General features: G+C 51.2%; 19 protein-coding genes. 7 read left to right on the forward strand and 12 right to left on the reverse strand.

The annotated features are described in order from the left end of the window. The first annotated feature begins 84 nt into the window (after window positions 1–84). From CPY98_RS17740 to CPY98_RS17755, 4 genes are all read left to right on the forward strand, one after another. Window positions 85–1,203, forward strand: a complete 1,119-nt coding sequence (locus CPY98_RS17740; RefSeq protein ID WP_172863852.1) for an adenosine deaminase — start codon at window positions 85–87, stop codon at window positions 1,201–1,203. A 13-nt stretch (window positions 1,204–1,216) separates the two neighbouring features. Beyond that, window positions 1,217–2,473: a C4-dicarboxylate transporter DcuC gene (gene dcuC / locus CPY98_RS17745; protein ID WP_040046081.1), complete on the forward strand. Its 1,257-nt coding sequence runs from the start codon at window positions 1,217–1,219 to the stop codon at window positions 2,471–2,473. Window positions 2,474–2,983: 510 nt separating this feature from the next. Next, window positions 2,984–3,778, forward strand: coding sequence for an MgtC/SapB family protein (locus tag CPY98_RS17750; protein ID WP_231899426.1), 795 nt, complete (start codon window positions 2,984–2,986; stop codon window positions 3,776–3,778). 95 nt (window positions 3,779–3,873) lie between these two features. Further along, window positions 3,874–4,755, forward strand: coding sequence for a pirin family protein (locus CPY98_RS17755; protein WP_096388526.1), 882 nt, complete (start codon window positions 3,874–3,876; stop codon window positions 4,753–4,755). 78 nt (window positions 4,756–4,833) lie between these two features. Here the strand turns inward: CPY98_RS17755 and CPY98_RS17760 are convergent, their stop codons facing one another. Genes CPY98_RS17760 through CPY98_RS17770 form a run of 3 tightly spaced genes read right to left on the reverse strand, consistent with a single transcriptional unit; the run spans window position 4,834 to window position 9,787 of the window. Continuing rightward, on the reverse strand, window positions 4,834–5,958 hold the full coding sequence (locus tag CPY98_RS17760) for an ABC transporter permease (RefSeq protein ID WP_096388527.1): 1,125 nt from the start codon (window positions 5,956–5,958) through the stop codon (window positions 4,834–4,836). Further along, the gene (rbbA, locus tag CPY98_RS17765; protein ID WP_096388528.1) at window positions 5,958–8,717 is read right to left on the reverse strand and encodes a ribosome-associated ATPase/putative transporter RbbA; all 2,760 of its coding nucleotides are present in this window, start codon (window positions 8,715–8,717) and stop codon (window positions 5,958–5,960) included. Before rbbA ends, CPY98_RS17760 begins: the two co-directional genes overlap by 1 nt. Next, window positions 8,714–9,787, reverse strand: coding sequence for an HlyD family secretion protein (locus CPY98_RS17770; RefSeq protein ID WP_096388529.1), 1,074 nt, complete (start codon window positions 9,785–9,787; stop codon window positions 8,714–8,716). The genes rbbA and CPY98_RS17770 overlap by 4 nt, the downstream gene beginning before the upstream one ends. Before the next feature lie 481 nt (window positions 9,788–10,268). Here CPY98_RS17770 and CPY98_RS17775 point away from each other — a divergent pair, with 481 nt between their 5' ends. Beyond that, on the forward strand, window positions 10,269–11,768 hold the full coding sequence (locus CPY98_RS17775; protein ID WP_096388530.1) for an aldehyde dehydrogenase family protein: 1,500 nt from the start codon (window positions 10,269–10,271) through the stop codon (window positions 11,766–11,768). A gap of 222 nt (window positions 11,769–11,990) precedes the next feature. On the opposite strand, the gene tynA is transcribed toward CPY98_RS17775, so the two are convergent. The 3 genes from tynA to CPY98_RS17790 all read right to left on the reverse strand — a co-directional run bounded on the left by tynA (window position 11,991) and on the right by CPY98_RS17790 (window position 16,734). Continuing rightward, window positions 11,991–14,258 (reverse strand): primary-amine oxidase, encoded by a 2,268-nt coding sequence (tynA, locus tag CPY98_RS17780; protein WP_096388775.1) that lies wholly within the window; start codon window positions 14,256–14,258, stop codon window positions 11,991–11,993. Between the two features lie 328 nt (window positions 14,259–14,586). Continuing rightward, the gene (feaR, locus tag CPY98_RS17785) at window positions 14,587–15,498 is read right to left on the reverse strand and encodes a transcriptional regulator FeaR (protein WP_043489174.1); all 912 of its coding nucleotides are present in this window, start codon (window positions 15,496–15,498) and stop codon (window positions 14,587–14,589) included. Window positions 15,499–15,633: 135 nt separating this feature from the next. Continuing rightward, window positions 15,634–16,734, reverse strand: a complete 1,101-nt coding sequence (locus CPY98_RS17790; RefSeq protein ID WP_046448979.1) for a DUF1615 family protein — start codon at window positions 16,732–16,734, stop codon at window positions 15,634–15,636. Between the two features lie 354 nt (window positions 16,735–17,088). On the opposite strand from CPY98_RS17790, the gene CPY98_RS17795 reads away from it, so the two are divergent. Beyond that, window positions 17,089–17,400 carry a type II toxin-antitoxin system HigB family toxin gene (locus tag CPY98_RS17795; protein ID WP_043489169.1) on the forward strand — a complete coding sequence of 104 codons (312 nt, stop codon included), beginning with the start codon at window positions 17,089–17,091 and terminating at the stop codon, window positions 17,398–17,400. Beyond that, complete coding sequence (locus CPY98_RS17800) at window positions 17,397–17,816, forward strand: type II toxin-antitoxin system HigA family antitoxin (RefSeq protein ID WP_043489166.1); 420 nt, start codon at window positions 17,397–17,399, stop codon at window positions 17,814–17,816. The genes CPY98_RS17795 and CPY98_RS17800 overlap by 4 nt, the downstream gene beginning before the upstream one ends. 84 nt (window positions 17,817–17,900) lie before the next feature. Here CPY98_RS17800 and CPY98_RS17805 read toward each other — a convergent pair whose 3' ends face one another. The 6 genes from CPY98_RS17805 to caiA form a co-directional block, all read right to left on the reverse strand. Beyond that, window positions 17,901–18,584, reverse strand: coding sequence for a hypothetical protein (locus CPY98_RS17805; protein ID WP_096388531.1), 684 nt, complete (start codon window positions 18,582–18,584; stop codon window positions 17,901–17,903). Beyond that, complete coding sequence (parM, locus tag CPY98_RS17810; RefSeq protein WP_038503035.1) at window positions 18,577–19,611, reverse strand: plasmid segregation protein ParM domain-containing protein; 1,035 nt, start codon at window positions 19,609–19,611, stop codon at window positions 18,577–18,579. The genes CPY98_RS17805 and parM overlap by 8 nt, the downstream gene beginning before the upstream one ends. Window positions 19,612–20,284: 673 nt before the next feature. Continuing rightward, window positions 20,285–21,067 (reverse strand): crotonobetainyl-CoA hydratase, encoded by a 783-nt coding sequence (caiD, locus tag CPY98_RS17820; RefSeq protein WP_043489162.1) that lies wholly within the window; start codon window positions 21,065–21,067, stop codon window positions 20,285–20,287. A 14-nt stretch (window positions 21,068–21,081) separates the two neighbouring features. Then, on the reverse strand, window positions 21,082–22,653 hold the full coding sequence (caiC, locus tag CPY98_RS17825) for a crotonobetaine/carnitine-CoA ligase (RefSeq protein WP_096388532.1): 1,572 nt from the start codon (window positions 22,651–22,653) through the stop codon (window positions 21,082–21,084). Window positions 22,654–22,680: 27 nt separating this feature from the next. Beyond that, window positions 22,681–23,886 (reverse strand): L-carnitine CoA-transferase, encoded by a 1,206-nt coding sequence (caiB, locus tag CPY98_RS17830; RefSeq protein ID WP_096388533.1) that lies wholly within the window; start codon window positions 23,884–23,886, stop codon window positions 22,681–22,683. 233 nt (window positions 23,887–24,119) lie between these two features. After that, window positions 24,120–25,262: a crotonobetainyl-CoA dehydrogenase gene (gene caiA, locus CPY98_RS17835; RefSeq protein WP_025798286.1), complete on the reverse strand. Its 1,143-nt coding sequence runs from the start codon at window positions 25,260–25,262 to the stop codon at window positions 24,120–24,122. Window position 25,263 lies beyond the last annotated feature (1 nt).

Genomic DNA, 25,263 nt, shown 5'->3' on the forward strand with positions numbered 1-25,263 from the left:
ACCCGCCAATGCCGGAATAGCATTTCACCACTTCAGTCGCTTTATTTATGATTGCGTTTTCTTTTTTATCGATGAGCGCTGTTAATGATGCAGGATACGCAAACGATTACGTTACCAGAATTTTTCGCCACCTTCCCTAAAGTGGATCTCCATTACCATCTGCTTGGCGGAGTTCGTCTCACCACCATGCTGGCGTTGGCAGAGAAATACGGGGTGCCGCTCACCGAATCCGAAGCCAAAAGTTACTATCGCCGTTATCAGCATGAAACCAGCGTGGTGAAAGGCGGAATTGCGGCGCTTAACTTTTTATATCCGCTGATGCGCAGCGCCGAAGATTATTTCCGTGTGACCTATGAAGTCGCACAAGACGCCGCAGCAACCGGTATTCGTCATCTGGAACTGTTTTGGAATCCCTCTGATACCGAGCTTTCCTATGCCGACGTCACCGAAGCGATGAGCCGCGCAATGGCGAAAGCGGGGGAAGAATGGGATATTCGTGCGCTCTTTATTCCTTCTATCAACCGCGAAAAATCGCCCGAAGAAGCCGTGGCGATGGTGGATGCCGTGCTGAGTTATCCGCACCCTTTAGTACCCGGTATTGGCATTGACTATAAAGAGAATGACGCCCCTATCGAGCATTTTTGGAAAGCCTATCGCAAAGCAAAACTCGGTGGATTACGCCTCACGGGGCACTGCTCAGAGTTTGGTTTGCATTGGCGTAACGTAGAAACGGGCTTAGATTTGATTCATCTGGAGCGCATCGATCACGGCTATACCGTATTGGATAACCCAGAACTTACCGCCCGCTGCGCCCGCGAAGGCATTCCATTTACCGTCGTGCCCAGCAATACCTATTACCTCAAAAAATGGCCGGATGCAGACCAGTGGCGTAAGCATCACCCCATTCGCCAAATGGCGCTGGCAGGCATGAATATCATCCCAGCCACCGACGACTGGCACATGCACAATACCAACGGTGCCGAATGCTATCGCGTTATGGTGGAAGAATTCGGCTTCGATCTTGATGGCGTGCGCCAACTAATGCTCAACGGCATCAATGCCTGCTGGCAGCCTGAAGAAATAAAACAACAATGGCGACAGGCGTGGACCGCCGAATTTGACGCCCTACGCAGCAAACTGGCGCACGAACCGCAGATCGATCCGGCTCAGCATATTTCCTATCATCGTTCCCAAACGGCATAGCATCGAGAACCTCATGTTGACCTTAACTCTTGGCGTAATAATTCTGCTGTTAACCATCATCCTGCTGATCAAAAAGCAGGACACCCGCACCGTTCTGCTGTTTTCCGGCATGTTGATGTGCCTGATCTCATTAGAACCGATGGCCGCGATGAACAGCTTTGCGGAAAAGATGGTGTCTGAAGGGCTGATCCAAGCCATTCTGTCGGCCATTGGATTTGCGACCGTCATGAAATTCACCGGCTGCGATCGTCATTTAGTCCGCCTACTAAGCGCCCCACTTAAACACGTTGGACTCTTTCTCATTCCGGGCACTATTTTGCTCACCACGTTCGTGCAGTTGGCTTTGCCAAGCGCGGCAGGTGCTGCGGCAGCCGCGGGGATAACCATGATCCCGTTACAGCTAGCTGCGGGGATCCATCCCGTCATGGCGGCGGCATCGGTATTAGCCGGAACCTTCGGTGCGAGCTTACTCAATCCAGGTAGCCCGCATATGGCACTGGTGGCGAAAATCGTGGGTGGCGACGTCATGACGATCATCGGTGACCGCGTGATGACCGTCGTTTGGCTAGGCCTGATCATCATGATTGGTATGACGATCACCGCCGTGCTGCGCAAAGAACACAAGGGCTATCATTCGCGCCTTGACGCTGAAGATCCGCAAGAAGGCCCGATCAATATTTTGGCCGCGCTGATGCCGCTGGTGCCTATTGCGCTGCTGATGCTGGGTGCATTTGGCGGCGTAAGCTGGTTAAAAATGGGCGTTCCTCAAGCCGTTATGTGGGGCGTTCTCGCCACTCTCGCCGTCACCCGCACGCATCCTGGCAAGGTGGTTCCCGCCTTCTTTGATGGAATGGGCAAAGCCTACAGCGACGTATTCGGCATTATCATCTGCGCCGGTGTGTTTGTGGCGGGGTTAACTTCGGTCGGGCTGATTGATGCGGCGAAAAGCGCGCTGATTGATTTCCCTGAAGCCGCCCGTTTTGGCGGTACCGTAGGGCCATTCCTAATGGCCATCGTGATTGGCTCTGGCGATGCAACTGCCTATGCTTTCAATGAAGCCATCACGCCACACGCCGCTGAATTTGGCATGAACCCCACGAATCTTGGAACTGCCGCCGCGTTTGCCAGCTACTTGGGCCGCACAGCCTCCCCGCTTTCGGCTGCGGCCATCGTGGTTGCGGGTATGGCCGGTGTTTCTCCTATAGACCTGATTAAACGAACCGCTCCCGTTATGCTGATTGGTTTAATTCTGCTGATTGTGCTTATTTAACGTGCGTAGAAATACCCTGACAGAAAATATGTTTTGATTTATAAAAGAGGGCGATAGTTATCGTCCTCTTTTATTCTTTCTTTGATTCGCTGTTTATTCATTATTTACACTAACCGTTTAGATAAGGTTCAGACTCAATCCGCTATAATTACCGGCGTTATAAATTGAATACCTACGTTATCTGCACCAATCTAAGGAAATAGTATGGACAACGACAGACCGAGATCGCGTGTTTTTCTCAGCTGATCGCATGATGTGATACTGTCCCCCTTCACATCCTGCATAGACAAAGGATGTGGTGCTATTCTCCGTTTACCACCGCAGTTTCATTGTTAAGGCTTACGCTATTTTGCGTAAACAGCCTCGTTGAATTAACACGCCTCAATCTCACAATCACGTGGTTATTAATCAGATTTATTTCTGATGAATTGCTGCTGTTTATTTTTCTGCTTATTCGCAACGGAAATAACGTTCTTCATCCTTTGTTGTGCAAGATATTGCGACAAATTAATGATGACGAAAGTTTCGTGGCACCGCCACGGGCAAAATATGCCTATTTTCGTTACTAAAAAGCAGAGCCCAATTTCTGAGGCTTATTACATGAACTTCACTCTGCATTACGAAACATTTTCTATTTTACTGGTCGCATTTTTACTCGGCGCCATTATTGGCTACGAGCGCCAATACCGCCAGCGTACGGCTGGATTGCGCACCAACACGCTGGTTGCCACCAGCGCCGCTATTTTTGTCCATTTGGCAATGAGCATCGATACGCCTAGCGGCGCTGTACGGGTGATCTCTTATGTGGTTTCTGGCGTCGGCTTTCTCGGCGCGGGAACCATCATGAAAGAAGGATTAAACATCCGCGGACTGAATACCGCAGCTACGCTGTGGGGCTCCGCCGCCGTAGGTGCCTGCGCAGGTGCAGGAATGATTGCCGATGCCTGTATGGCAACGTTTTTTGTCGTGGCATCCAATACCTTGCTGCGCCCAATGGTCAACATTATCAACCGCCAGCCGCTCACCGACGAGCGTGGTGACGCCACTTACGAGATTTGCGTTATCGCGTTAGAAAACGATCAGCGCGAAGCGCTGACGCTGGTAAAACAAACGTTAAAAGCGGAGAACTGCTTTATGTCGCACCTCGACGTTGAGCCTTTCGGCGATGATGACGTGGAGATCACCGTCGCACTGATCCCTGCATCGGTTTCCGCCGATGATTTGGATAATCTGGTTAATGTGTTGCTCGATGAAAGCCTCGTCAAACAGGCCTATTACAGCCGAATTGGCGGCAGCTCCAGCTAGAATGGGAATGATGAGGGCATCACTGCAACTCGGCGCTAAGTGGTATAGGATGAAATATCGGTGCTTATCCTATACCCAATAACGAGCGAGCGACTATGAACAACAGCCCTACTCCCCTACAGCGCATCACGTCCCGTATTAAAGACGTTGGCGGGATCCCCGTTTCGCGCGCCATTCCGGTTAAGGAACGTCGTTTGATTGGCGCATGGTGTTTTCTCGATCACGCGGGTCCATCGGTGCTCAAGCAAGACAACGGTGGATTCCGTGTTGCCCCTCACCCACACACCTGTTTGCAGACGTTCACATGGATGCTTGAGGGCGAGGTTTTACATCGCGACAGCCTTGGCTACGAACAAATCATCCGCCCTGGTCAGGTGAATTTAATGACGGCCGGACACGGCATTGCCCATACCGAAGAGTCGGTACCGGGCTTTTCGCGTCTGCACGCGGCTCAACTATGGATAGCCTTGCCCGAAGCGGTTAAAGATATGCCGCCGCGTTTTGATCACTATCCAACGCTGCCCGTATGGGATGCTGATGGCATCCGCCACACGCTTCTGGCCGGAGATTACGCCAGCTATCATGCGCCAACCCTGTGTTTCTCCGATTTACTGGGCGTCGATCTCTATACGCCCGATGGTTCAAACACCCAGTTAGCGCTGCAGCCCGATTTTGAATATGGCCTGTTTGTACTGGAAGGTGAGATCAATATTGAAGGCGAACGTTTTGCGGAAAATGAGCTGGCCTATATTGGCACGCAAAATACGCAGCTCAACGTCACGCTGGCGCCAAAAACACGGGTGTTATTCCTCGGCGGTGAGCCTTTAGGTGAGCAGGTGCTGATGTGGTGGAATTTCGTGGGACGCAGCAAAGAAGAATTACGCCAATCCATTGCCGATTGGAACCAAGACACGGGCCGCTTTGGCACCGTTCACGGCTTTAACGGCGAACGCACACCGTCGCCAGAAATGCCATAGGCGTGTATGGCTTCGCCTTTCCGTGGCAGATATCCATCAATAAACCCAAATGAAAACTGCCACGGAATCCACCTTAACCTAAGCCATCGAGCTAATGGTTTTACGGAATCGGCTCAGGGCAAAACCAAAGAACGCCATACCAATCACTAGCAGCGTAGCAAACTGCGGCCATACGATGCTGAAATCAGCGCCGCGATACAGTATTGCCTGCGCAAGGCTGACAAAGTGTGTGGTTGGCATAGTTTGCATAATGTCTTGCACCAACTGCGGCATGCTTTCTCGCGGAGTTGAGCCACCCGAAAGCATCTGCAACGGGATCAGCACCAGTATCATCAGCAGGCCAAGCTGCGGCATTGATCGGGCGATGGTGCCCATAAAAATCCCGATGGAGGTGGTGGCAAATAGGCTAAGCGCTACACCCAACATAAACAGCGGAATCGAGCCTTCAATCGGCACATGCAGCACACCCTGCACCATAAAGATCAGCGACAGTCCCGATGCCACTAACACCACCAGCCCCATCGACCATACCTTCGCTAGCATGATTTCAAACGGCGTAATTGGCATCACCAATAGGTGCTCGATGGTGCCGTGCTCGCGTTCACGGATTAGCGCTGAGCCCGTCAGAATAATCGCCAGCATGGTGATATTGTTGATAATCGCCATCACCGCACCAAACCACGACTGATCGAGATTCGGGTTAAAGCGCGCCCTCACTTCTAAATCAATGGGTAATGCACTTCCCGCCCGATAGCGCGCCATAAATTCGCTCACTTCGTCATTCACAATATTCTGAATATAGCTGTTACCCAGAAAAGCCTGACTCATGCGCGTAGCGTCAACGTTGAGCTGAATGGCGGGATGACGCCCAGCCAACACATCTCGCTGAAAATTCGGCGGAATATCCAATGCAAAAGTGTAGGTTCCCGCATCCAACAGCGGATCGATTTGATTCGAATCGATCATTGCCGGAGGCATAAAATAGGGCGCGTAAAAGCTATTCACGATACGGGTGGAAAGCTGGGATTGATCCTGATCGGCAATCGCAATCGGTGCCATATGCAACGAGCCCGGCGTTACGGTTGCCGAGGAGTAGATCGATAGCGTGAACGAAAACACGATCAGCGCCAGCATAGCTTTGTCGCCCAGTAAGGTGCGTAGCTCTTTGATCCCCAGATTAAAGATATTGCGTAAGCTGCGCATCAGCCCTCCTGCTTTTTCAATAGAAGAACGCTGAGCCCAATAACCACCGGAACGGCAATCAGCAACGGGATAAACGAAGCCTGAAGATCAAACAGGTTTAGCGCCTTTGAGAAGGTGCCGCGCGTGATGGTTAAAAAGTGGGAGGTTGGGTAAATATTACCGATCCACCGTCCGATCCCTTCCAACGAAGAAACCGGATCGATCATGCCGGAGAACTGCGTCGCGGGAATTAAGGTGATGATCGCAGTGCCGAAGATCGCGGCGATCTGGCTTTTCATAAAGGTCGAGATCAGCAGGCCCATGCCGGTGGCGATAATGATGTACAGCAGCGCCGCCAACGTCAGCGTGAGGAAACTGCCCTTATGCTCAACGCCAAACAAAAAGACCGATAACGCGCACAGCAGTAAAAAGTTAAACATGCCCAGTACGATATAAGGCAGTTGCTTGCCGATCAGGAACTCGGCCTTGGTCACCGGCGTCACATACAGATTGATGATTGAGCCCAGCTCTTTTTCACGCACCACGCTTAACGCGCTGAGCATCGCGGGGATCATCATCAACAGCAGCGGGATAACCGCAGGCACAATAGCAGGCAAACTTTTTACATCAGGGTTATAGCGATAGCGGGTTTCAATATCCATCAGGATATTCCCCATATTGGCCGTTGGCTGACGCGAAGCCATATCACTCAGCCACGCCAAGTGCATCGCCTGCACATAGCCGCGCACGGTTTCAGCCCGATTCGGCATTGCCCCATCAACCCAAACGCCAATTTTCACCGTATGCCCACGCGCAATATCACGGCCAAAGTTAGGCGGTATCTCAATTGCCACGGCGAGTTCACCGTCGCGCATTCGGCGCTCCAACTGCTGATAATCAGTAATCGGCGGCTGTTCGATAAAATAGCGCGAGCCCGACAGATTGAGCGTATAGGCTTGGCTGGTGCCGGTCTGATCGCGGTCTATCACCGCAAAACGCAGGTTTTCCACATCCATACTGATGCCGTAGCCCATGATGAACATCAGGATCACCGTCCCCAGCAGAGCCAAGGTTGAGCGAATAGGATCGCGCCGCAGCTCCAAAGCTTCTCGACGGCTATAGCTGAACATCCGCGTGAAGCTAAAGTGATGGCTGATGGCTGGCGTTGTCGTTTCAACCTGAGGCGTCTCGGGCATCTGCTCCGGCGGAGCACCGCTATCACCAGAAGCCTCACGTAAGTAGGCAATAAACGTGGCCTCAAGCGTGCCTAAACCACGCTGCTTCACCAGCGCCTCTGGCGTATCGCTCGCCAGTATTTTTCCCGCATGCATCAGCGATATACGGTCACATCGCTCGGCTTCATTCATAAAGTGCGTTGAAATAAAGATGGTGACGCCATCGCGCCGTGACAAATCCACCATCAAATTCCAAAACATATCGCGCGCGACCGGATCGACTCCCGACGTTGGCTCATCCAAGATAAGCATTTCAGGTTTATGGATCACCGCAACGGCGAGAGATAAACGCTGACGAATCCCCAGCGGCAGCGCCTCTGGCAGCATATCTTCTACATCACTCAGCATGAACCGCTGATTCATCTCCTCAACGCGTGCAGGAATATCCTCCTCGGGAAGATGAAAAAGACGTGCGTGCAGTTCAAGGTTTTGTCGCACCGTAAGCTCGCTATACAACGAAAAAGCCTGCGACATATAGCCTACTCGGCGGCGGGTTTCGATATCTTTGGGATCGACCTCCTGCCCAAATAACCATGCTTTCCCTTCGCTGGCGGGCAGTAATCCGGTCAGCATCTTCATGGTGGTCGATTTGCCGCAGCCGTTAGAACCGAGGAAACCAAAAATTTCGCCGCGTGGTATGCGCAAATTGACATCGTTAACCGCAACAAAATCGCCAAAGCGCATGGTTAGCCCCTGCGCCTCAATGGCTACCACGTCATCCTGCGAAGTATCACGCGGTGGGATAACCACCTTTTGGTGCGCGTTGCGTTTCTCTTCCGGCAGCAGGGCAATAAAGGCCTCCTCTAGCGTTGCGCTGCCGGTACTTTCACGCAGTTCCTGTCCGCTGCCGGTGGCCAGAACCTGTCCCGCATCCATCGCCACCAGCCAGTCAAAACGCTCGGCTTCTTCCATATAGGCGGTGGCTACCAACACGCTCATGTTGGTTTGCCGTTCACGAATACGATCGATCAGCTCCCAAAACTGGGCGCGTGACAGTGGATCGACGCCGGTCGTCGGTTCATCAAGGATCAACAGTTCAGGATCGTGGATCAGCGCGCAACATAGGCCCAGCTTCTGCTTCATACCGCCAGACAATTTGCCCGCCGGACGATCGCGAAACGGAGCTAATCCAGTGCTTTGCAGTAAGTCATTAATACGCTGCTCTCGCTCTTGAGCGCCTTGCCCAAACAGTCGACCAAAGAAATCGACGTTTTCGTAAACCGACAGCGTGTGATAAAGGTTTTTCCCCAAGCCCTGCGGCATATAAGCCACTTTCGGGCATACCTTGCGTCGATGATCGGCGTCCGCCATATCACCACCCAGAACGTTAACGTTTCCCGACTGAATAACGCGTGCGCCCGCGATCAGCGATAACAAGCTGGATTTTCCTACGCCGTCAGGCCCAATCAGCCCCACCATTTTTCGCGCAGGAATATCCAACGTTATCTGCTGTAATGCCTGAGTATTGCCATAGTGCTGGCTCACCTGCTCAAGCCGAACGATGGGTGCCGCCAGCGGGTCTTTATTAGCACCTAATGGCCTCATTGCGGCAACCTCACATCCAGATCTTCTGGCCAGCTTTTACTGTTATCCAAACGCACGTAGGCCATACCTGGCAAACCCGTTTTCACGTATTCGAGGTATTTTTCCAGCAGTTCGGGGGAAATTCGCGCTTTTACGCGGAACATCAGCTTCAGGCGCTCGTTATCGGTTTCGACCGTTTTCGGCGTGAACTGCGCCACGCTGGCCACAAAGGTGGCTTTTGCCGGAAGACGCAGCGTTGGTGCGGCATCAAGAACAACGTGCACGTCGCTACCGATGGCGACCCTGCCCGCCTGTTCGGTTGGCAGGAAAAACGTCATGTAAACATCGCTGAGATCGACCATATTCAGCACGCGACCACCCGCGGCTAACACCTCTCCCGGTTCAGCCACGCGGTACTGGATCCGCCCATCACGCGGCGCCTTCAAGGCGCTGTCTTCAATATCAGCGGTAATACGGCGCTCGGTGGCTTTAGCGGCTTCCACGCGTGTATTAGCCTGAATGATGCCCGCCTGTGCGGATTCGATAGCGGCCTGCGCGGCTGAAACCTGAGCCTTAGCGGATTCCAACGCTGCGCGAGCGCTTTGCGCCGCTGCCATATCGTCATCAAGCTGCTGCGCCGACACCGCCCCGCGCTTAGACAGCGCTTGTGAACGGGCATAGCGTTTATTCGCCGAGTTCAATTCAGCTTCACGCTGTTTCACCACTGCCTGCGCCGCCAGTTTTTCACTTTGCCGCTGCGCCAGTAATGACTTCGCCGTAGCTACCGCGCTTTGTGTTTCGCGGATTTGCGCTTCGGCTTCTATACGTTGCTCGTTCAAAACACGCGTATCCATGTGCGCTAGCACTTCACCCTGCTTCACAAAGTCGCCTTCGCGCACCACGATTTTATCGATACGCCCCGCCACTTTGGTCGAAATATCGATTTCCGTGGCTTCAATGCGCCCATTGCTGCTGGCGAATCCGTCAGGCAAACCGGGCGCACGCAGGCTCCACCACGCGGCAAAGGCCACCACGACGGCGATGATAATAATTGAGTAAAAAGTGAGACGTTTTCTATTTTTGATATCCATAAATACTCGCTGTGTTCCATGCTAGTAAAAACAAAAAGCGCGGCACTCGGCTACAGACGCAGCTAATCCGCTCTGTGATGAAGAGTTTCGGTCAATGGGACAAGGTTAAAAGAGGGGAAAAAATGCGTGAAAACAGATATCTGCCCATCTAAATGGCAGACATCAACGCGGATTGGGATAACGCCAACAATGGATGTTTTCATAACAAGACGTCCTATCTTTGTATGAATGAAACAAACACATTAATAGCTTTTGCTTATGTATAGTAACATGAGAAACCACATTGTCTACGTGACTATCCCACCGCTATTAGAGAATCGTTTAACGCCTCAAACCTCTCTGTCATATCCCGCCAATCGAATGTCAGGCACAGCAAAAAGATAAAACTATCCTTGTTATAAACTCATGAGGTGATGACTGGTTTTGTCACTCCACGACAACGCCATTCTGCTAATCCATTTTTCGACCGACGGGAGGGCTTATGCCCGACAACACAGTAGCAATCCTCGACAGCGTTACGCGTTTTCTTGACCGTCAGCACGGACTTTATATTGATGGGAAGTGGTGCGATTCCTTATCGGATGCACGCTTAGCGATTTATAACCCCGCAAACGGCGAACAGATCGCCTCTTCGGCTGATGCCAACGCCGAAGATGTTTCCCGCGCGGTCACGTCTGCTCATCAGGCCTTTTGCGCCGGTGTATGGTCACAACGTTTGCCCGCCGAGCGCGAGCGAATTTTGCTGCGCTACGCTGACTTAGTCGAACAACACGCAGAAGAACTGGCGCAGCTAGAAACCTTGGAACAAGGCAAATCGATTAACATTTCCCGCGCCTTCGAAGTGGGCTGTACGCTGAACTGGATGCGCTATACCGCCGGTCTCACCACCAAAATCACCGGGCAAACTATGGATGTATCGATACCGATGCCCGCCGGTGCGAAATATATGGCTTACACCCGCAAAGAACCGATCGGCGTAGTAGCCGGCATTGTGCCGTGGAACTTCCCGCTGATGATTGGAATTTGGAAAGTGATGCCAGCGCTGGCGGCGGGATGTTCTATCGTTATCAAACCGTCTGAAACGACGCCGTTAACCCTGCTACGCATGGCTGAACTTGCCAGCGAAGCAGGAGTTCCCGATGGCGTATTTAATATCGTCACCGGCAAAGGTTCGGTATGCGGCAAAGCCTTAACTGAACATCCGCTGGTGGCGAAGGTCAGCTTTACCGGCTCAACGCCGGTTGGCAAAGGCATTGCTCGCGCCGCTGCCGACCGCTTGACGCGAGTCACTCTGGAACTGGGCGGTAAAAATCCGGCCATCGTGCTGAAAGATGCCGATCAGCAACAGGTGATTGAAGGCCTGATGGCGGGAAGTTTCCTCAACCAAGGACAGGTCTGCGCCGCCAGCTCACGTATCTATATCGAAGCACCGATTTTCGACAATCTGGTTGCCGGTTTTGAACAAGCGGTAAAATCGCTTTCCGTCGGCCCAGGTATGGATGCCACCACCCAAATAAATCCATTGGTTTCACGCCAGCATCGCGACAAAGTGGCATCTTATCTGCAAGATGCTAAAGCCAAAAATGCCGAACTGATCAGCGGAGCTACAGGGCCTGATGCGCAGGGCTTTTATATTCCTCCGACGCTGGTGATTAACCCTGATGCGGCGCTGAATTTATCGCGAGAGGAAGTTTTCGGCCCCGTCGTTAACCTCATTCGGGTAAAAGACGCCGAAGATGCACTGCGTCAGGCCAATGATACTGATTTTGGCCTCACCGCCAGCCTATGGACCACCAGCCTGCAAACCGCGATGGCTTATACTCCGCGCATTCAAGCTGGCACCGTGTGGGTGAATAGTCATACGCTGATCGATGCGAATATGCCGTTTGGCGGCGTAAAACAGTCAGGAACCGGACGTGATTTTGGCACTGATTGGCTGGATGCCTATACCGAAACCAAAACGGTGTGCGTGCGGTATTAAGAACGGCGTTTTCCTCAGCAACCCCCTCCCAACCTCCCCCTTCACAGGGGGAGGAGCAGATCGAACACTTAATCAACATTAAAGCTCACTCAGCTCCCTATTCACCTAAGGGGAAAAGATTGAGCGCTTAATCAACATCGAGGCACATTCGGCTCCCTCCCCTGCGAGGGGGAGGGTTGGGGTGGGGGCAAAAAAGGTGAGGGGGTCACAGCCGGAAATAAATTACTCCCCCTTCTTCCCATTCAAATCCAACGTTGGCGTTTCACTGAAGAAGTTCCACGGTTTCAGTAATGCATGCACCCATTCCGTTGGCATAATCGGCCACTCTTCCGCGCGCGCCACGTGCGTGGTGCCGGTGGTCAGCCACACCACGTTATCCGTATTTTCAATCGACTGATTGTCTGAGGAATACTGCCCCAGACCGGTATCATGGATAGAACGGTTGGGATATTTCCCCTCAGGGTAGCGTTCTTCTGGGCTATAGCGCGTCACCCACAGCTGTTTATCCATAAAGCTCAGGCGATGATAAATCCATTCGTCTTTACCAAAGTTCGCCCCTTTGGCGATTGGATGAGTTCCGCCCGCGTAAGGGATCAACTGATAAGAAACCGGATTGCCCATTTTGTTGGTAATGTTAGCGTTGCTCAGCAAGCGGATAGTGGAAGGATCAAACTTCTGCGCCGCCTCTTTTTCGGTTTTCACATCGACCTGATCCACCTGCATGGTACTGGTGCGTGGGCCGCTACGATCGTTTGGCTTCACATCAGGATTCAACTCAACCAAGCTATTGTTTTCGCCGTCGATGTCCATATCCAATCGGAAATTGTAGATATGCTGATGCGTGGTTCCGACGATGTTGTGATCGATAAGGGTGCCGTATTTGGTATCTTCTTTGGCGGTTGGATCCTGCATGGTGCGCGCTTTCACGCCTTTCACCGCTTCGATCCCCGTTGCACCCGCGTCGATGCCAATGGTGCCGTTTTGATGGAATACCCAGTCAAAAATATAGTCATAGTTGCCCACGGTGCTGATCCAGCGCACCACCAGCTCACGGCGCTCGGCGCTCACGTTGGGCTGCCCCATTTCCTGATGCTTATATTCTGGCCCTGCGTAGCGTTCGAAAATGGCTATCGCACGCGGAATGGTCATCGGCTGGCCGGTGTAATCCGCGATCGTTTGGTCGATCAGCACCGCATTTGACGGCGCATCTTTGCCACGTGCAATCGGGGAAGTTAACGTGCCCATGCCGTAATCGCCTGAATCAAGATAGGCTTTGAAGTACCAGCCAATATCCGGATCGCCATAAGGCACAATCATGCCGCCCAGCGATCCTTCATACATGATCTTGCGCTTTTTGCCCTGATCGTTGTAGGTCACCGTCGAAATGATCGGGCCAACGCGAGAGTTCAACCCCACGTGGAAATCCCAGTTTTGCCAGTGGATCGTATTGCCGGTGATGGTGTAGTTTTTGCCTTCCGGCTCAACGATTTCCAGCGGTTTAATATCTGGCGCTTTGCGGTCGCGGCCATCATACGGGCGCGGAGCCATCGGCACCGGGATCACCGGCCCCTCTTCTATTTTGATAATTTTTTTCTGTTCAAGATCGACCACTGCCACAAGGTTTTCGATCGGATGCGCCCAATAGTTGCCGTCACCCACGTCCAGATAGCTGATCACTTTGAGCAAGCGTTGATCCTGCGTTAGCCCATCTTTACCATCGAAATAACCCACGGTCAGCGGCGTGGTAATCACCTTGCTGGGATCGGCAATTCCACGTTTTTTCAGCACGGCGGCAAAATCAGTGCTGGCGCTTATCACCGCCTGAACGGTGGCAAAATCATCCAATAGCACCATGCCCTGCGCATCTTTGATTGGCGTCCACGACACCACTTTTTTGTCAGTTAAATCCACCACGCTTTCCACAACGTGCTTACCATCCAGCACGGTGACATTCGCCTGACGCGGTTGCTCAACGGTTTTTCCGCTCAACACAAACTGCCAAACCTCATCTTTTGGCGGCTCACGCAGAGAGATTTCCGTAAAGCGGAAATTATCGTGATAGTTATCTGAAGCCTTAATCGCCTCTACCGCCGTTTTGATTTCATCTGCGCTCAGCGGATTAAGCGGATGTGCGCGTTTTTCAACGGCGAAAGTCTGATCTAAGCCAGATTGAAAAACTTCATTGATAAAGTCTTCCGACATATAGGCCACTTTGCCGCGAAACACCACCGGCACCGCCAGTTTCAACGGTTTGCCATTCACGATGGCCTCGTTGGTATCAGGTTTAACCTTGATATAAGCGCCGTCTTTGGCAATGGTAAACATGCGGGCATAATCATCCCACTGCACATCCGCCCCAAATTCAGCCAGCGTTTTCTCCATCGGAACCATATGCGCCGCCGCACCGTGTGCCTGCGCGCTGTTTTGCCAACCCGCAGACGTCAACAGCCCGAGCGCCAGCGCAATCGCAACCGGCAGGCGTTTTTTCATCATTATTTTGCGAGTCAGTTTTTTATAGGACTGGGTTTTATAAAACATAGCTTTATTACCTCACCGCTAAAAGTTGGCATTCATGTCAGTGAATCAGTGCGCGGGATAATCTCGACCTGGTATACGAGCGTGCTATTGAAATCGGTTCCTCAAGAGATCTTTTAGAGACTTTTTTGGTGTCTTATTGTTGGTCTGCCGCCACGCGCTGCTACGGTTATGCAGAGCCAGTATCAACTGACCCAGCTCAAACATAGCAATTCATCGGGGGGATTAATTTGTTGTGTATGCCATCAGCTTTGTCGCTGGTGACAAACTCACGAAGATGAGACTAACGATACTGTTTGCGGTATTCGCCCGGCGTAATGCCGAAACGCGTTTTGAACGCGGTAGAGAAATGGCTATGGTCGGCAAAGCCCCACGAGTAGCCAATATCTGATAGTTTTTGCCGCACCGGCGCACTGCGCAACGCGTGGGCGCAGAGATCAAGACGGCGATTTTTGATGTATTGCGCTACCACCAGCCCTTTGCGCGCAAACATGCGATACAGGCTACGCACCGAAACGCCCACTTCGCTGGCAATCCACTCTGGCCGCAGCGATTCCGACTGAATGTGTTTATCGATAAAAGTCAGCGTGCGGCTAAATACTTTATCCTGTGGCGCATCATCATCACGCGCAATCAGCGCCGGACGCAGCAAGGTAGCCACCGCATCTAAGACCGCTTCGCTTTCCTGCTGATCTAACGTGCTATTACGCATACTCTCTTGTACCAGCTGTTGGCTAAGCCGCACCATCGGCGCGCCTGCCGCCAATCGTTGCGCACAGCGCAAATCGGCAAACTGCAAATTACGTTCAAGATAGCCGCGCGGCAGCAGCAATGAAATTTGCCTAGAGGTGTCGCTGAAGGTAAAAGTGCTCGGTTTGGCGGCATCAATCAGGGTGATATCCCCCGCCGAAAGCAGCGCTCGCTGCCCTTCTTGCTCCATTTCAGAATGACCGCTGAGCTGAAATACGGTGTAAAAGTAAGAACCGTCGCTCTGGGCAATTTCCTTTGGCGTGCGGTAAAGCTTGGTTTGCGCAATATCAACCATGCTCAAACGCAGAGCACCGGTGCGAAACTCCTGCACCGAACCACTAAATCCTTCCCCCAGCGTTTTGGCAGCAAAGCGCCCACAGGCCTGATTAATACTGGCCAGCCAGCCTTCAAAATCGGCGTCTTTTAGCGGGTTGGATGTCGTCATGCTCTACCTCACACGGATATCTTATTGCAGCTCAACGGTGGTAAAAGCGTCCAATAGTAGACGCTTTTTACGATAACAACTGATTAACAGTTGAGCAACAAAGATAAGCATAAGATGCGAAGCACCGCGCAATTATTAACGCGCCTTGGCCATGCACTTCTGCCAGCGCCCATCCACGCGTTTGGCAAACCATGCCGTGGTTAGTTGGCGGGTAATCTTAGGACTTTCCAGCGTGATCCCCGGCAGGATCTCACGCGGCAGCTTTTTACCACTCGATTTCTCGGCCAGCGCATATACCTGTTTATAGAGCGACGTTTTCTCGAAATCGATGCTATCCCCTTTCTCTAACGCTCGGCGGATAGTGGAATCACTCATATCCAAACGCTTGCCCAGAGAACGCACGGCCAGCTCCGTGGATCCGGGTTTATCAGTGCCGTAGTTAATCAAATCGCCATCCAGCGCGAGTTTAATTCCGCTAACTCGGCTGACGGCGCTCTGAAACGCCGCATTCCGGCTGGCGTACCATCCGGCATTGAAGTCAGCAAAACGATAGATAGGCTGTGGGTAATTAGCCGGATAGCCAAGCAAATGCAGGGTGCCGAAATAGACACCGCCGCGTCGGCTGAAGACTTCACGGCGAATCGTTCCGTCGATTTTATACGGATAGCCTTTGGCGTGCGCTTCGGCAAACGCAATGCTGACCTGCATCGGGCCGCCGGTACGTACCGGATTCAAACTGCCAAACAGTTTTTGCCCCATTGGCACCATGTCGATAAAGTCATCAAAAATCGCGCTGAGCTCTTTCTCACTACGCACCTTATCTAAGCGTTCGCTATAGCTTTTCCCATTGGGGGATTTGATCAACAACGCGGTGTGCACCAAAAAGTTGGGGATATGCATCTGATCGGCGCGGCGGTCGATCTCCTTCCATGCAATTTTCCCCAGTCCCGGCACCTGTGGATCGGCTTGAAAGGTCGACTCCTGCTCGGTCACGGCTAACACCGCACACAAATTTTCTGCGGTTGGCGCAATATCCTGTGCGGTAAATGCGGCGGCGATATCCGTCGCCCAGCCCTGACTGTCGCGCACATTATTCGGCATTAGCTTAACCAACTGTGATTTCACATCGGCCGGTCGTGGTGCAGGCGCTTGACTGGTTTTGGTTGAGCAGCCAGCCAAGACCAATAGGGCTAATAAGCAGATGGGACGTAAGGCTACAGCGTGAAAATTTGGCATTTTTCTCGAATTATCATAGAGGCAGGAGATAAGGAACGGTAACGCAGATAGCAAGACGGGTCTAGGGTTTGCAACGATGCATGGGTCATATCGACCATTTTCGCGAGGTGGATTCCAGATAAAAAAACAAACGCTGCACAACCTCTACAGTCTATTTCATCTTAAAAACAGTCGGAATATAGTTTTCGCGCTGAGAGACAAACCATTCTCTTCTGAACAAGAATCAAGCCGTCATCTTAGATGAGTGACTACCTCATCAGCGACCAAGGATTGGGTAAAACTGTTAAGTTCACATATTGTAAACCAAACATTGCTCGTCTATTATGTTCACATGATGTAAACAGAGAGTCTGACATGCACATCATATCTAGGGATCCGTTTGAAGACGCCGCGCGAAAATACCCAAACGATGCCGCATCTCTCATCGCAGCATACCGATTGCTTAAAGAGAATGAATTTGAAAGTCCTGCAGAATTACGCAAACTGTTTCCTAACCTCGATAACTTCAAATATAGGAACAAGTGGTGGGTAATCAACATTGGTGGCAACAATCTGCGGATGATTTCCTACATCAACTTTGTAAACCAGCGCTTTTACGTCAAACACATCGTCACCCACGCAGAGTATGACAAGCTAACGAGGCAGTACCGGGAGATAAAAGAATGATTTTAGAACCGACCAAAGCGCTAGAGGCCGCAAAAGTATTGGCAGATGCCGTGCCTTTTTTAGGCGGCAATACTTCTGAGGAGGCCTATCGCGATGCGCTCGCTATGGTTGATTATCTTATCGAGCACGATGACGAAAGCCCGCTAATAGATTTTCTAGCGTTAAAAATTGCTGAATATGAAGATAACAATGAGCGATTTAAAGCCTTCAATCAGGCCGTGACTGATATGCCTACTGGCGTGGCCGCGCTACGGGTTCTTATCGAACAACATCAGCTTTCCTACTCAGATTTAGCCTCAGAAATTGGTTCAAAAAGCCTCGTCAGCATGATTTTATCCGGCAAACGCTCATTAACCATTGAGCATATCAAAGCACTCTCAAAGCGCTTTAACGTTAGACCAGACCTGTTTTTCTAATGCGATTCGGTCGGTATCAGTATTCGTAAAAAAGCCACGTTAAACGTGGCTTTTTATTCATGAAAGTCAGGCTAGTTCCCCAACTTAAAAAATCCCTTTCTGACGGATTTTTTTCATTTTTTCGGTCGGTGGTGCGATATCAGCCAGATCGACCTCTTCCGCGTTGCCGTTACGGGTTGGTTCTACGACGGCAGGCGCTCGCTGGCTAAGGCGCAATTGCTGGAGCTGTAAATTTTGCTGTTCCAGCAGTTTGCTCATCCGCGCAAGCTCGCTGCGCAGATGCGTAAACTCAGCCTGTTGCTCAGCGCTAATCCCTTCGGCTTGTATCGTTTCACTCACCGCGGAATGCATTGATTCAACGGTTTTGACTTCAGGGATCGACTGCTCAAACACCTGACGCAGTTGCTCTAACTGCTGTGCCGAGAAATCGGTATTTTGCGCTGAAGACGCCGCTGGAATCTCTACCGGTAAAAGCTCGCAGCGCACCAGTTCTTCAGCCAGTTCGGGCAGCGTTAAGTGTTCACGCCCTATCGATTCTGCCACATGATGACAGAGCTGCGGGTTGAGCTGATGCAGCTGTAAACCCGCCAGATACACATTACGATGAAAAGTACGGGTTTCCATATTTACATCGTTGCGATCGCTACCGCTCTGTTTTAGCTGACGATGCAGCTGTTGCAACACCGTCATAGTACGTAAATCGGCCTGAGACTGAGCGGGGCTGAGATAAAGCGAGAAGTTAACTCGGCTCGTCTGCCCTTTACTCATTTTCCTCTACCTCAAGCATCAAAGGCTCTGCCAGCGCATCGGCCCCAGACTCTGAATGATACAGGCAAATTTCACGCGACAACGCGCTCTGCGGATTATCAATGGTGATAATGCGATCGCCCAGCGTGGAATAGGCTTCGCGGATCGCTTCTTCCACCAGCGTTGCTCCACCGCCTACCAGATAAACGCGGTTTGGGTTTTTAGCAAACTTCTTCGCTTCATAGGCCACCTGATCGCCTAGCTCACGAATTTTGGTTTCAATGCGCTGCAAGATATCTGGAATACGCGTTTCGTCATTCACCACGCTACGCACGAAAGCCATATCGTGGCGGCGTTTAATCAGCTCATTCGCCACCAAATAGCTTGAATCGCTGTCGGCAGAAGCCAGCGCTTTGCGAATGGCATCCGTCACCATCGCCACACCGATTTCGTTGTTGCCGTAAATCGCAGATACGTCGTCAAATTCACCGACGATGACGCCCATATCCAACGTTGTGCCGCCGCAGTCGACCACTAAAGAGCGGGTGAATTCGCTGGTTTCAGAATTCAATAAATGTGAAAGCGCCGCAGGCAAACTTTCTGGCATCACCTCAACGCCAACGATTTTGAACAGCTCGCCTTTGTTCAGCGAGATTTCGCGCATCAGATTGCGGCGTTTGGCTTCAATTTTATCTTCGTTGCGCTGGCAGTCATCGGGGTTATAAAACTGGGTGATCGGCAGCGTCACCACTACGTCAACTTCACACGGCTCAAGACCGCTTTGCAGCAGGGCATGGTGCACCGCCAGCAGATTTAAATCGTCATACTGATACTCGATATGCGTGGTCGATAATGCTTTATCGGAGGTCGCATCGTAGGTGTATTTGGTGGTGCCAATGGTGTAGTTGAATACCTTTTGCCCGCGCAGCAGGGCCGCACTTTTCCAGTCTTTACGGAATGAATTAGGGGAAACAACGGTTTTTAGCGTGCCGTTCTCAATCCAACTGATTTTGACGTTGGTAGAGCCATCATCGATGGCAAATTTCATGCGGGCTTGGGTGGTCATAGCGTTTGTCTCAATAGCATATTGTGTGGGCAAAGCCAGCCATAGCAGAGCGCTTCGATGGGGCTTTGTCTAAAATTTTTAAAACCAATAAACAGGATATTCGGAGAGGGGATATCGGCAGCGATATCTAAGCGAATACATCAATGCGAATGAATCAATGTGAATAAATCAATTGCAGAATATTGCTTCATCTCCCCGCCATCAGCAGAGATATCCTTAGAAGGTTAAGCGAATTGTATCTTATGCCAGCGACGTATTGAGGAAATGCTAACCGCATTATGATGCATGTCAGAAAGGTGAGATCTTTAAAAAATAATATTTAAGTTCTGTATTTATTGTGTCGCCATTGATTTTCTATTGCTCCAGCAACATGTTTTATATGGCGTTCAAAATTAAAGCAGCGGCCCTATTTCTGACCGCTGTGATAATCCTATCGCGCTGTTATCCCACGCATGAAGAGACATTTTTCTTGCACCTTGGGCACCACGTTTGGCACTGATTCAGCATGCTGTACAGTTGGCCCCTAATGCGCTGTTGGCAGCCCGGACACGTCACATAGCGTGACCCCAGCAAACTTTGCATACCCGCATTGCTTGCTGAGTTGTTTGCTGTACCGGCGCTCTGCTGCTGTCTCTCCGGCTTACACGCCATGAAACTAGCGTCCTTTCCAGACCGGTTCACGTTTTTCCGCAAAGGCGGTTGGCCCTTCCAGCGCATCTTCAGAGTGCAATACCGATGGATAGTGTTTTAGTTTGCCGCTGCGTGCATGACGATACCCTTCTTCAACCGCCAGCTCGCTGGTTTCACGATAAATTTCTTTAATCGCCGCGACGGCAAGTGGTGCATTAGCCGCAATTTGCGCCGCCAGTTCGCGGGCATGTGGCATGAGCTGTTCGCTCTCCACCACCGCATTCACCACGCCCCAGCGCAGCGCTTCCTCCGCGTCCATGCTGCGACCTGTCATCATCATTTCCATCGCAATCGCTGGAGGTAAAATCTTCGGCAAACGCAGCATTCCGCCGCTGTCTGGCACAATCCCTAACTTAGCCTCAGGCACAGAGAAACTGGCATTGCGCGAGCAGACGATCATATCGGCAGCCAGCGCCAATTCGAACCCGCCGCCAAAGGCATAACCATTGACCGCGGCGATCACCGGCTTATCCAAATTAAACAGTTCGGTGAGGCCAGCAAAACCGCCGGGGCCGAAATCAGCATCGGGCGCTTCACCCTCGGCGGCGGCTTTTAAATCCCAACCCGCAGAAAAGAAACGCTCCCCCGCACCGGTAATAATGGCGACGCGTAGCTCAGGATCGTCACGAAAAGCGATAAACGCTTCGCCCATCGCAAAACTTGTTTTGGCATCAATCGCATTGGCTTTCGGTCTGTCTAACGTAATTTCTAGAATGTAGCCATTCCGCTTAATATGTAATTCACTCATGCTAAGACCTCATCTTAATAAGAAACTTCAACCAGGCTTTTTTTAATTACTTTTCCCGAGCAGCTTCTAGGTAGACTCGTTCTTATTTCAAAGAAAGAGGGAACCTTGAATTTTGCCATGTTATTTTCACAGAACGTGAAGAACTCTTTTTCCGTCATAAACTCACCGTCATTTAAAACCACGACGGCTTTTATCGCTTCATCTCGGATCGAGTCTTTTAAACCAATCACCGCGACGTCCATAATTTTTGGATGGGTTGAGATAATATTTTCTATTTCAACGCAGGAGATATTTTCCCCGCTACGCTTAATCATGTTGCAGCTGCGCTCAACAAAATAAAAATATCCGTCATCATCTCGATAACCGTAATCACCGGTACGCAACCATCCGTCGGCGTTCAGGGTTCGCGCACTTTCCTGAGGCAGTTTGTAATACTCTTTGAACAGCGTTTTTCCCGGAATGCCTTTTATCCAAATTTCACCCGTTTTTCCCACCGGCATTTCATTGCCTTGTGCATCGCTGATTTGAGCTTCATAGCCCATACCCACTCTCCCAATCGACGGCCAGCGGCGCTTATCTCCGGGCCTGTCGCCAATGGCGCCCACGATGGTTTCGGTCATGCCATACGAGGTGAGTAACCGCACACCAAAACGCTGAATAAATTCATCTTTTTCTTGCTCGGACAAATTAAGATAAAACAGCACCTCGCGCAGGTTATGCTGTTTTTCCCACGGCATAGGCGGCTGCATCATCAGCGTTTTTATCATCAGAGGGATGCATTCCGTCACGGTGGCGCGGTATTGGCATACCTGCCCCCAAAACGCCCGGGCGCTGTATTTTTCAAGCAGCACAAAGGTGGCTCCCGCCGTAAATGTGGGCATCGCAGCGGTACACTGACAATCAATGTGAAAGGCTGGCATCGGCGTTAAATAAACGTCATCTGCCCGTAGTGCGCATTGCCAAGCCGTGTAGTAGCCCGCAAATAACAAATTGTGGTGGGTGATCACCACGCCTTTCGGGCTGGAAGTGGTGCCTGAGGTAAAAAGAATTTCCGCCACATCATCGCTATTAAGCTCCACCGAATAGATAAGCGTATCAGGCTGAGTCTTTTGCAATGGGTGAAAATAAAGAACATCGCGGGAACTCTGAGGATCTATATCATTATCAATTAAAATAATGGGCCACAAAAAAGACGAATTCTTTGACGTGAGGTCGGCGTAGATAGAATAAAATTCCGTGGAGGTCACCACCATTTTGGCCTCACACTGATTTATGATATAAGCGCTCTCCTCACGTAATAGATTGGCGTTGATAGGCACAACGATTGCACCAATTTTCGCTAAGCCAAACCAGCAAAATATAAATTCAGCACAGTTATTAAGATGCAGAGCAACTTTATCGCCCTTATTCACACCCAGTGAATGAAATAGATTAGCCGTGCGATTAATTTCTTTATTTAACTGAATATAGCTATATTGAGAAACCTGCCTTGCCTGATCTTCGAAGACAAGCGCCGTTTTATCACCGTGCATATCCGCTAAATCATCCCAAGCCTGACGCAAGCTTCGTTTGCCTATCATATCCATATCTATCTACCCAAATAATTTCAGTGCCTAGTCAGCCTTGGCTAAACCTTTAGCCACCAGCGTTTCAATGTCGGCATCAGAATAACCAATACTGGCAAGAATGGTCGCGGTATCCATGCCGTGCGTTGGCATTCCACGCCAAATTTGCCCTGGGTTATTCTTAAACTTCGGCATGACATTTGGCCCTTTGTAGGTGCGGCCATCGATGGTGTTCCACGTCGTGAGAGATTCACGGGCGATATACTGTGGATTGCCTTCTAATTCAGGAATAGTCAGGACTTTCGCTGAGGCAATATTGAGTTCAGCAAAGCGCGCCAGCGCCTCTTCATACGGCTTCGTCGCCAAATATTCATCCAGTTTGGCTTCAACCAGCTCGCCAAACGGGCATTCGACGCGATGGATTAACTGTGTGCCGACAGGGATTTCAGGCGTGCCCAGCAGGTGCGCAATGCCCATATCCTCAAACATTCCCTGCATTTGGTTAACGCCAACCAGCTCCATCACAATGTAACCATCTTGGCATTTGTACAGGCCACAGCCCGCGTAATACGGATCTTTGCCTTTGGTCATACGTGGGCACACTTCGCCGCCGTTGAAGTAGTCCATCATGAAGTATTGCCCCATGCGCAACATCACTTCATACATCGCCACATCAATACTTTCGCCCACGCCCGTTTGTTGCATTTTATACAACGCCGCCAGCGCCGAGGTGGTCGCCGTCAGGCCGGAGAAATAATCGGCGGTATATGGGAATGCAGGCATCGGCTGATCTTTATCACCGTTCTGGATCAGGTATCCGCTGAATGCCTGCGCAATGGTGTTGTAAGCCGCCAAATTGGTGTATTCCGGCGTGCCGTACTGACCAAAACCTGACAGGTGCACAATAATCAGCTTGGGATTTCGTTCCCAAAGCACTTCATCGCTAATACCACGACGCGCAAAGGCGGGGCCTTTACTGGCTTCAATAAATATATCGGTGGTTTCCATCAGCTTTAAGAAAGCTTCACGCCCTTCGTCTTTAAAGATATTCAGCGACAGCGCATGTAAATTACGGCGTGAAAGCTGCGGATAATTTGGCTGAATGCGGATCGTATCGCCGTAGGAGACATTTTCGATCCAAATAACTTCAGCGCCCCACTCGGCAAACATTTGCCCTGCAAAAGGGCCTGCGATTTCAATTCCAGAAAAGACCACGCGTAAACCCGCCAGCGGGCCAAATGTTGGCATAGACATAAAATATTCCTTCACAATGAGAGATGGTGTAGTCACTACAACACCGCCTTTTAACCCGAGATACCCGGGCATAGCGCACCGCGGGGCCGTTATGGAACACATCCTTGTGTTCCCCCCTACGGGCCAACGCTAAAGCGTTGTTCAACTTTGCTCCAGACAAAGTAGTCAGCGGGCAAGCCCGCTACGACCCCATCGGTACGCTCTCCCTAATATCTGACTTAATCTGTTGTCTATTACCGATACTGCTTCAGCACCGCACGACCCAGCGTTAGGATCTGCATTTCATCCGAACCACCGGACACACGATCCACGCGCAGATCGCGCCAGAAGCGGGTAATACGATGATCGCCTGCGATCCCCACGCCACCGAGTACCTGCATCGCCGAATCCACCACTTCAAAAGCGGCGTTAGCGCAGAAGTATTTGCACATTGCGGCATCGCCGGAGGTCATCAAACCGTTATCACTCTTCCATGCTGCTTCAAACAGCATGTTTTTCATTGAGTTCAGTTTGATAGCCATGTGAGCAAACTTTTCTTGGATCAGCTGGAAGCGCCCAATGGCTTCGCCAAACTGAACACGCTGGTTGGCATAACGCGCGGCGTCTTCAAAAGCACAGAATGCGGTGCCGTAGTTGGTGAGTGCGACGATAAAACGTTCGTGATCAAACTCTTCTTTCACGCGATTGAAGCCGTTACCTTCGCGTCCGAACATGTCTTTTTCTTCGAGCTCAACGTTGTCGAACAGGATCTCGCAGCAGCTATCCATGCGCAGACCTAGCTTTTCCAACTTATTGACCTTCACACCCGGCTTGCTCATATCCACAAACCATTCAGAGAAAATCGCTTTATCCGGTGAAGCCGCATCCCTCGCCATCACCACGATGTAAGGCGTATGCGCGCTGCTGGTGATGAAGCATTTGCTGCCGTTGAGATAAACTTTGCCGTTTTTACGGGTATACGATGTTTGCATGCTGCCCACGTCAGAGCCCGCGCCAGGTTCGGTAATTGCCGAGTTCCACATCTGCTTGCCGGTGCCGCGGAAAGCCATAATCTTGTCGATTTGCTCCTCCGTTCCTTCACGCAGCACCGTGTTAAATCCACCCGGCAGCTGATACAGCACATAGGTTGGCGCACCAAGGCGTCCAAGCTCCGCCCACACGGCGGCTAAGGTAACAAAGCCCGCATCCAAACCGCCGTGCTCTTCTGGCAACAGCAGGCTATCAATGCCCATATCGGCCAGTTCTTTGACGAACCGCTCTGGATATTCGCTGTTACGGTCACATTCCGCGAAGTACGCTTCCCAGTTTTCTTGCGCCATCAGGTCGCGGATACCGGAAACAAATAACTCTTGTTCGTCAGACAGTGCAAAATTCATA

This window comes from Hafnia sp. CBA7124 (assembly GCF_002355555.1).
In the GTDB taxonomy this organism is placed as follows: Bacteria; Pseudomonadota; Gammaproteobacteria; order Enterobacterales; family Enterobacteriaceae; genus Hafnia; species Hafnia alvei.

Excerpts from the sequence above, each read along its gene's own strand:
- feaR (WP_043489174.1), bottom strand. The coding sequence starts at position 15,498 with ATGACGACATCCAACCCGCTAAAAGACGCCGATTTTGAAGGCTGGCTG.
- dcuC (WP_040046081.1), top strand. The coding sequence starts at position 1,217 with ATGTTGACCTTAACTCTTGGCGTAATAATTCTGCTGTTAACCATCATC.
- rbbA (WP_096388528.1), bottom strand. The coding sequence starts at position 8,717 with ATGAGGCCATTAGGTGCTAATAAAGACCCGCTGGCGGCACCCATCGTT.
- CPY98_RS17740 (WP_172863852.1), top strand. The coding sequence starts at position 85 with ATGATGCAGGATACGCAAACGATTACGTTACCAGAATTTTTCGCCACC.
- CPY98_RS17805 (WP_096388531.1), bottom strand. The coding sequence starts at position 18,584 with ATGAGTAAAGGGCAGACGAGCCGAGTTAACTTCTCGCTTTATCTCAGC.
- caiD (WP_043489162.1), bottom strand. The coding sequence starts at position 21,067 with ATGAGTGAATTACATATTAAGCGGAATGGCTACATTCTAGAAATTACG.
- caiA (WP_025798286.1), bottom strand. The coding sequence starts at position 25,262 with ATGAATTTTGCACTGTCTGACGAACAAGAGTTATTTGTTTCCGGTATC.
- parM (WP_038503035.1), bottom strand. The coding sequence starts at position 19,611 with ATGAAATTTGCCATCGATGATGGCTCTACCAACGTCAAAATCAGTTGG.
- caiC (WP_096388532.1), bottom strand. The coding sequence starts at position 22,653 with ATGGATATGATAGGCAAACGAAGCTTGCGTCAGGCTTGGGATGATTTA.
- CPY98_RS17760 (WP_096388527.1), bottom strand. The coding sequence starts at position 5,958 with ATGCGCAGCTTACGCAATATCTTTAATCTGGGGATCAAAGAGCTACGC.
- caiB (WP_096388533.1), bottom strand. The coding sequence starts at position 23,886 with ATGTCTATGCCAACATTTGGCCCGCTGGCGGGTTTACGCGTGGTCTTT.
- CPY98_RS17795 (WP_043489169.1), top strand. The coding sequence starts at position 17,089 with ATGCACATCATATCTAGGGATCCGTTTGAAGACGCCGCGCGAAAATAC.
- CPY98_RS17755 (WP_096388526.1), top strand. The coding sequence starts at position 3,874 with ATGAACAACAGCCCTACTCCCCTACAGCGCATCACGTCCCGTATTAAA.
- CPY98_RS17790 (WP_046448979.1), bottom strand. The coding sequence starts at position 16,734 with ATGCCAAATTTTCACGCTGTAGCCTTACGTCCCATCTGCTTATTAGCC.
- CPY98_RS17770 (WP_096388529.1), bottom strand. The coding sequence starts at position 9,787 with ATGGATATCAAAAATAGAAAACGTCTCACTTTTTACTCAATTATTATC.
- tynA (WP_096388775.1), bottom strand. The coding sequence starts at position 14,258 with ATGAAAAAACGCCTGCCGGTTGCGATTGCGCTGGCGCTCGGGCTGTTG.
- CPY98_RS17800 (WP_043489166.1), top strand. The coding sequence starts at position 17,397 with ATGATTTTAGAACCGACCAAAGCGCTAGAGGCCGCAAAAGTATTGGCA.
- CPY98_RS17750 (WP_231899426.1), top strand. The coding sequence starts at position 2,984 with ATGATGACGAAAGTTTCGTGGCACCGCCACGGGCAAAATATGCCTATT.
- CPY98_RS17775 (WP_096388530.1), top strand. The coding sequence starts at position 10,269 with ATGCCCGACAACACAGTAGCAATCCTCGACAGCGTTACGCGTTTTCTT.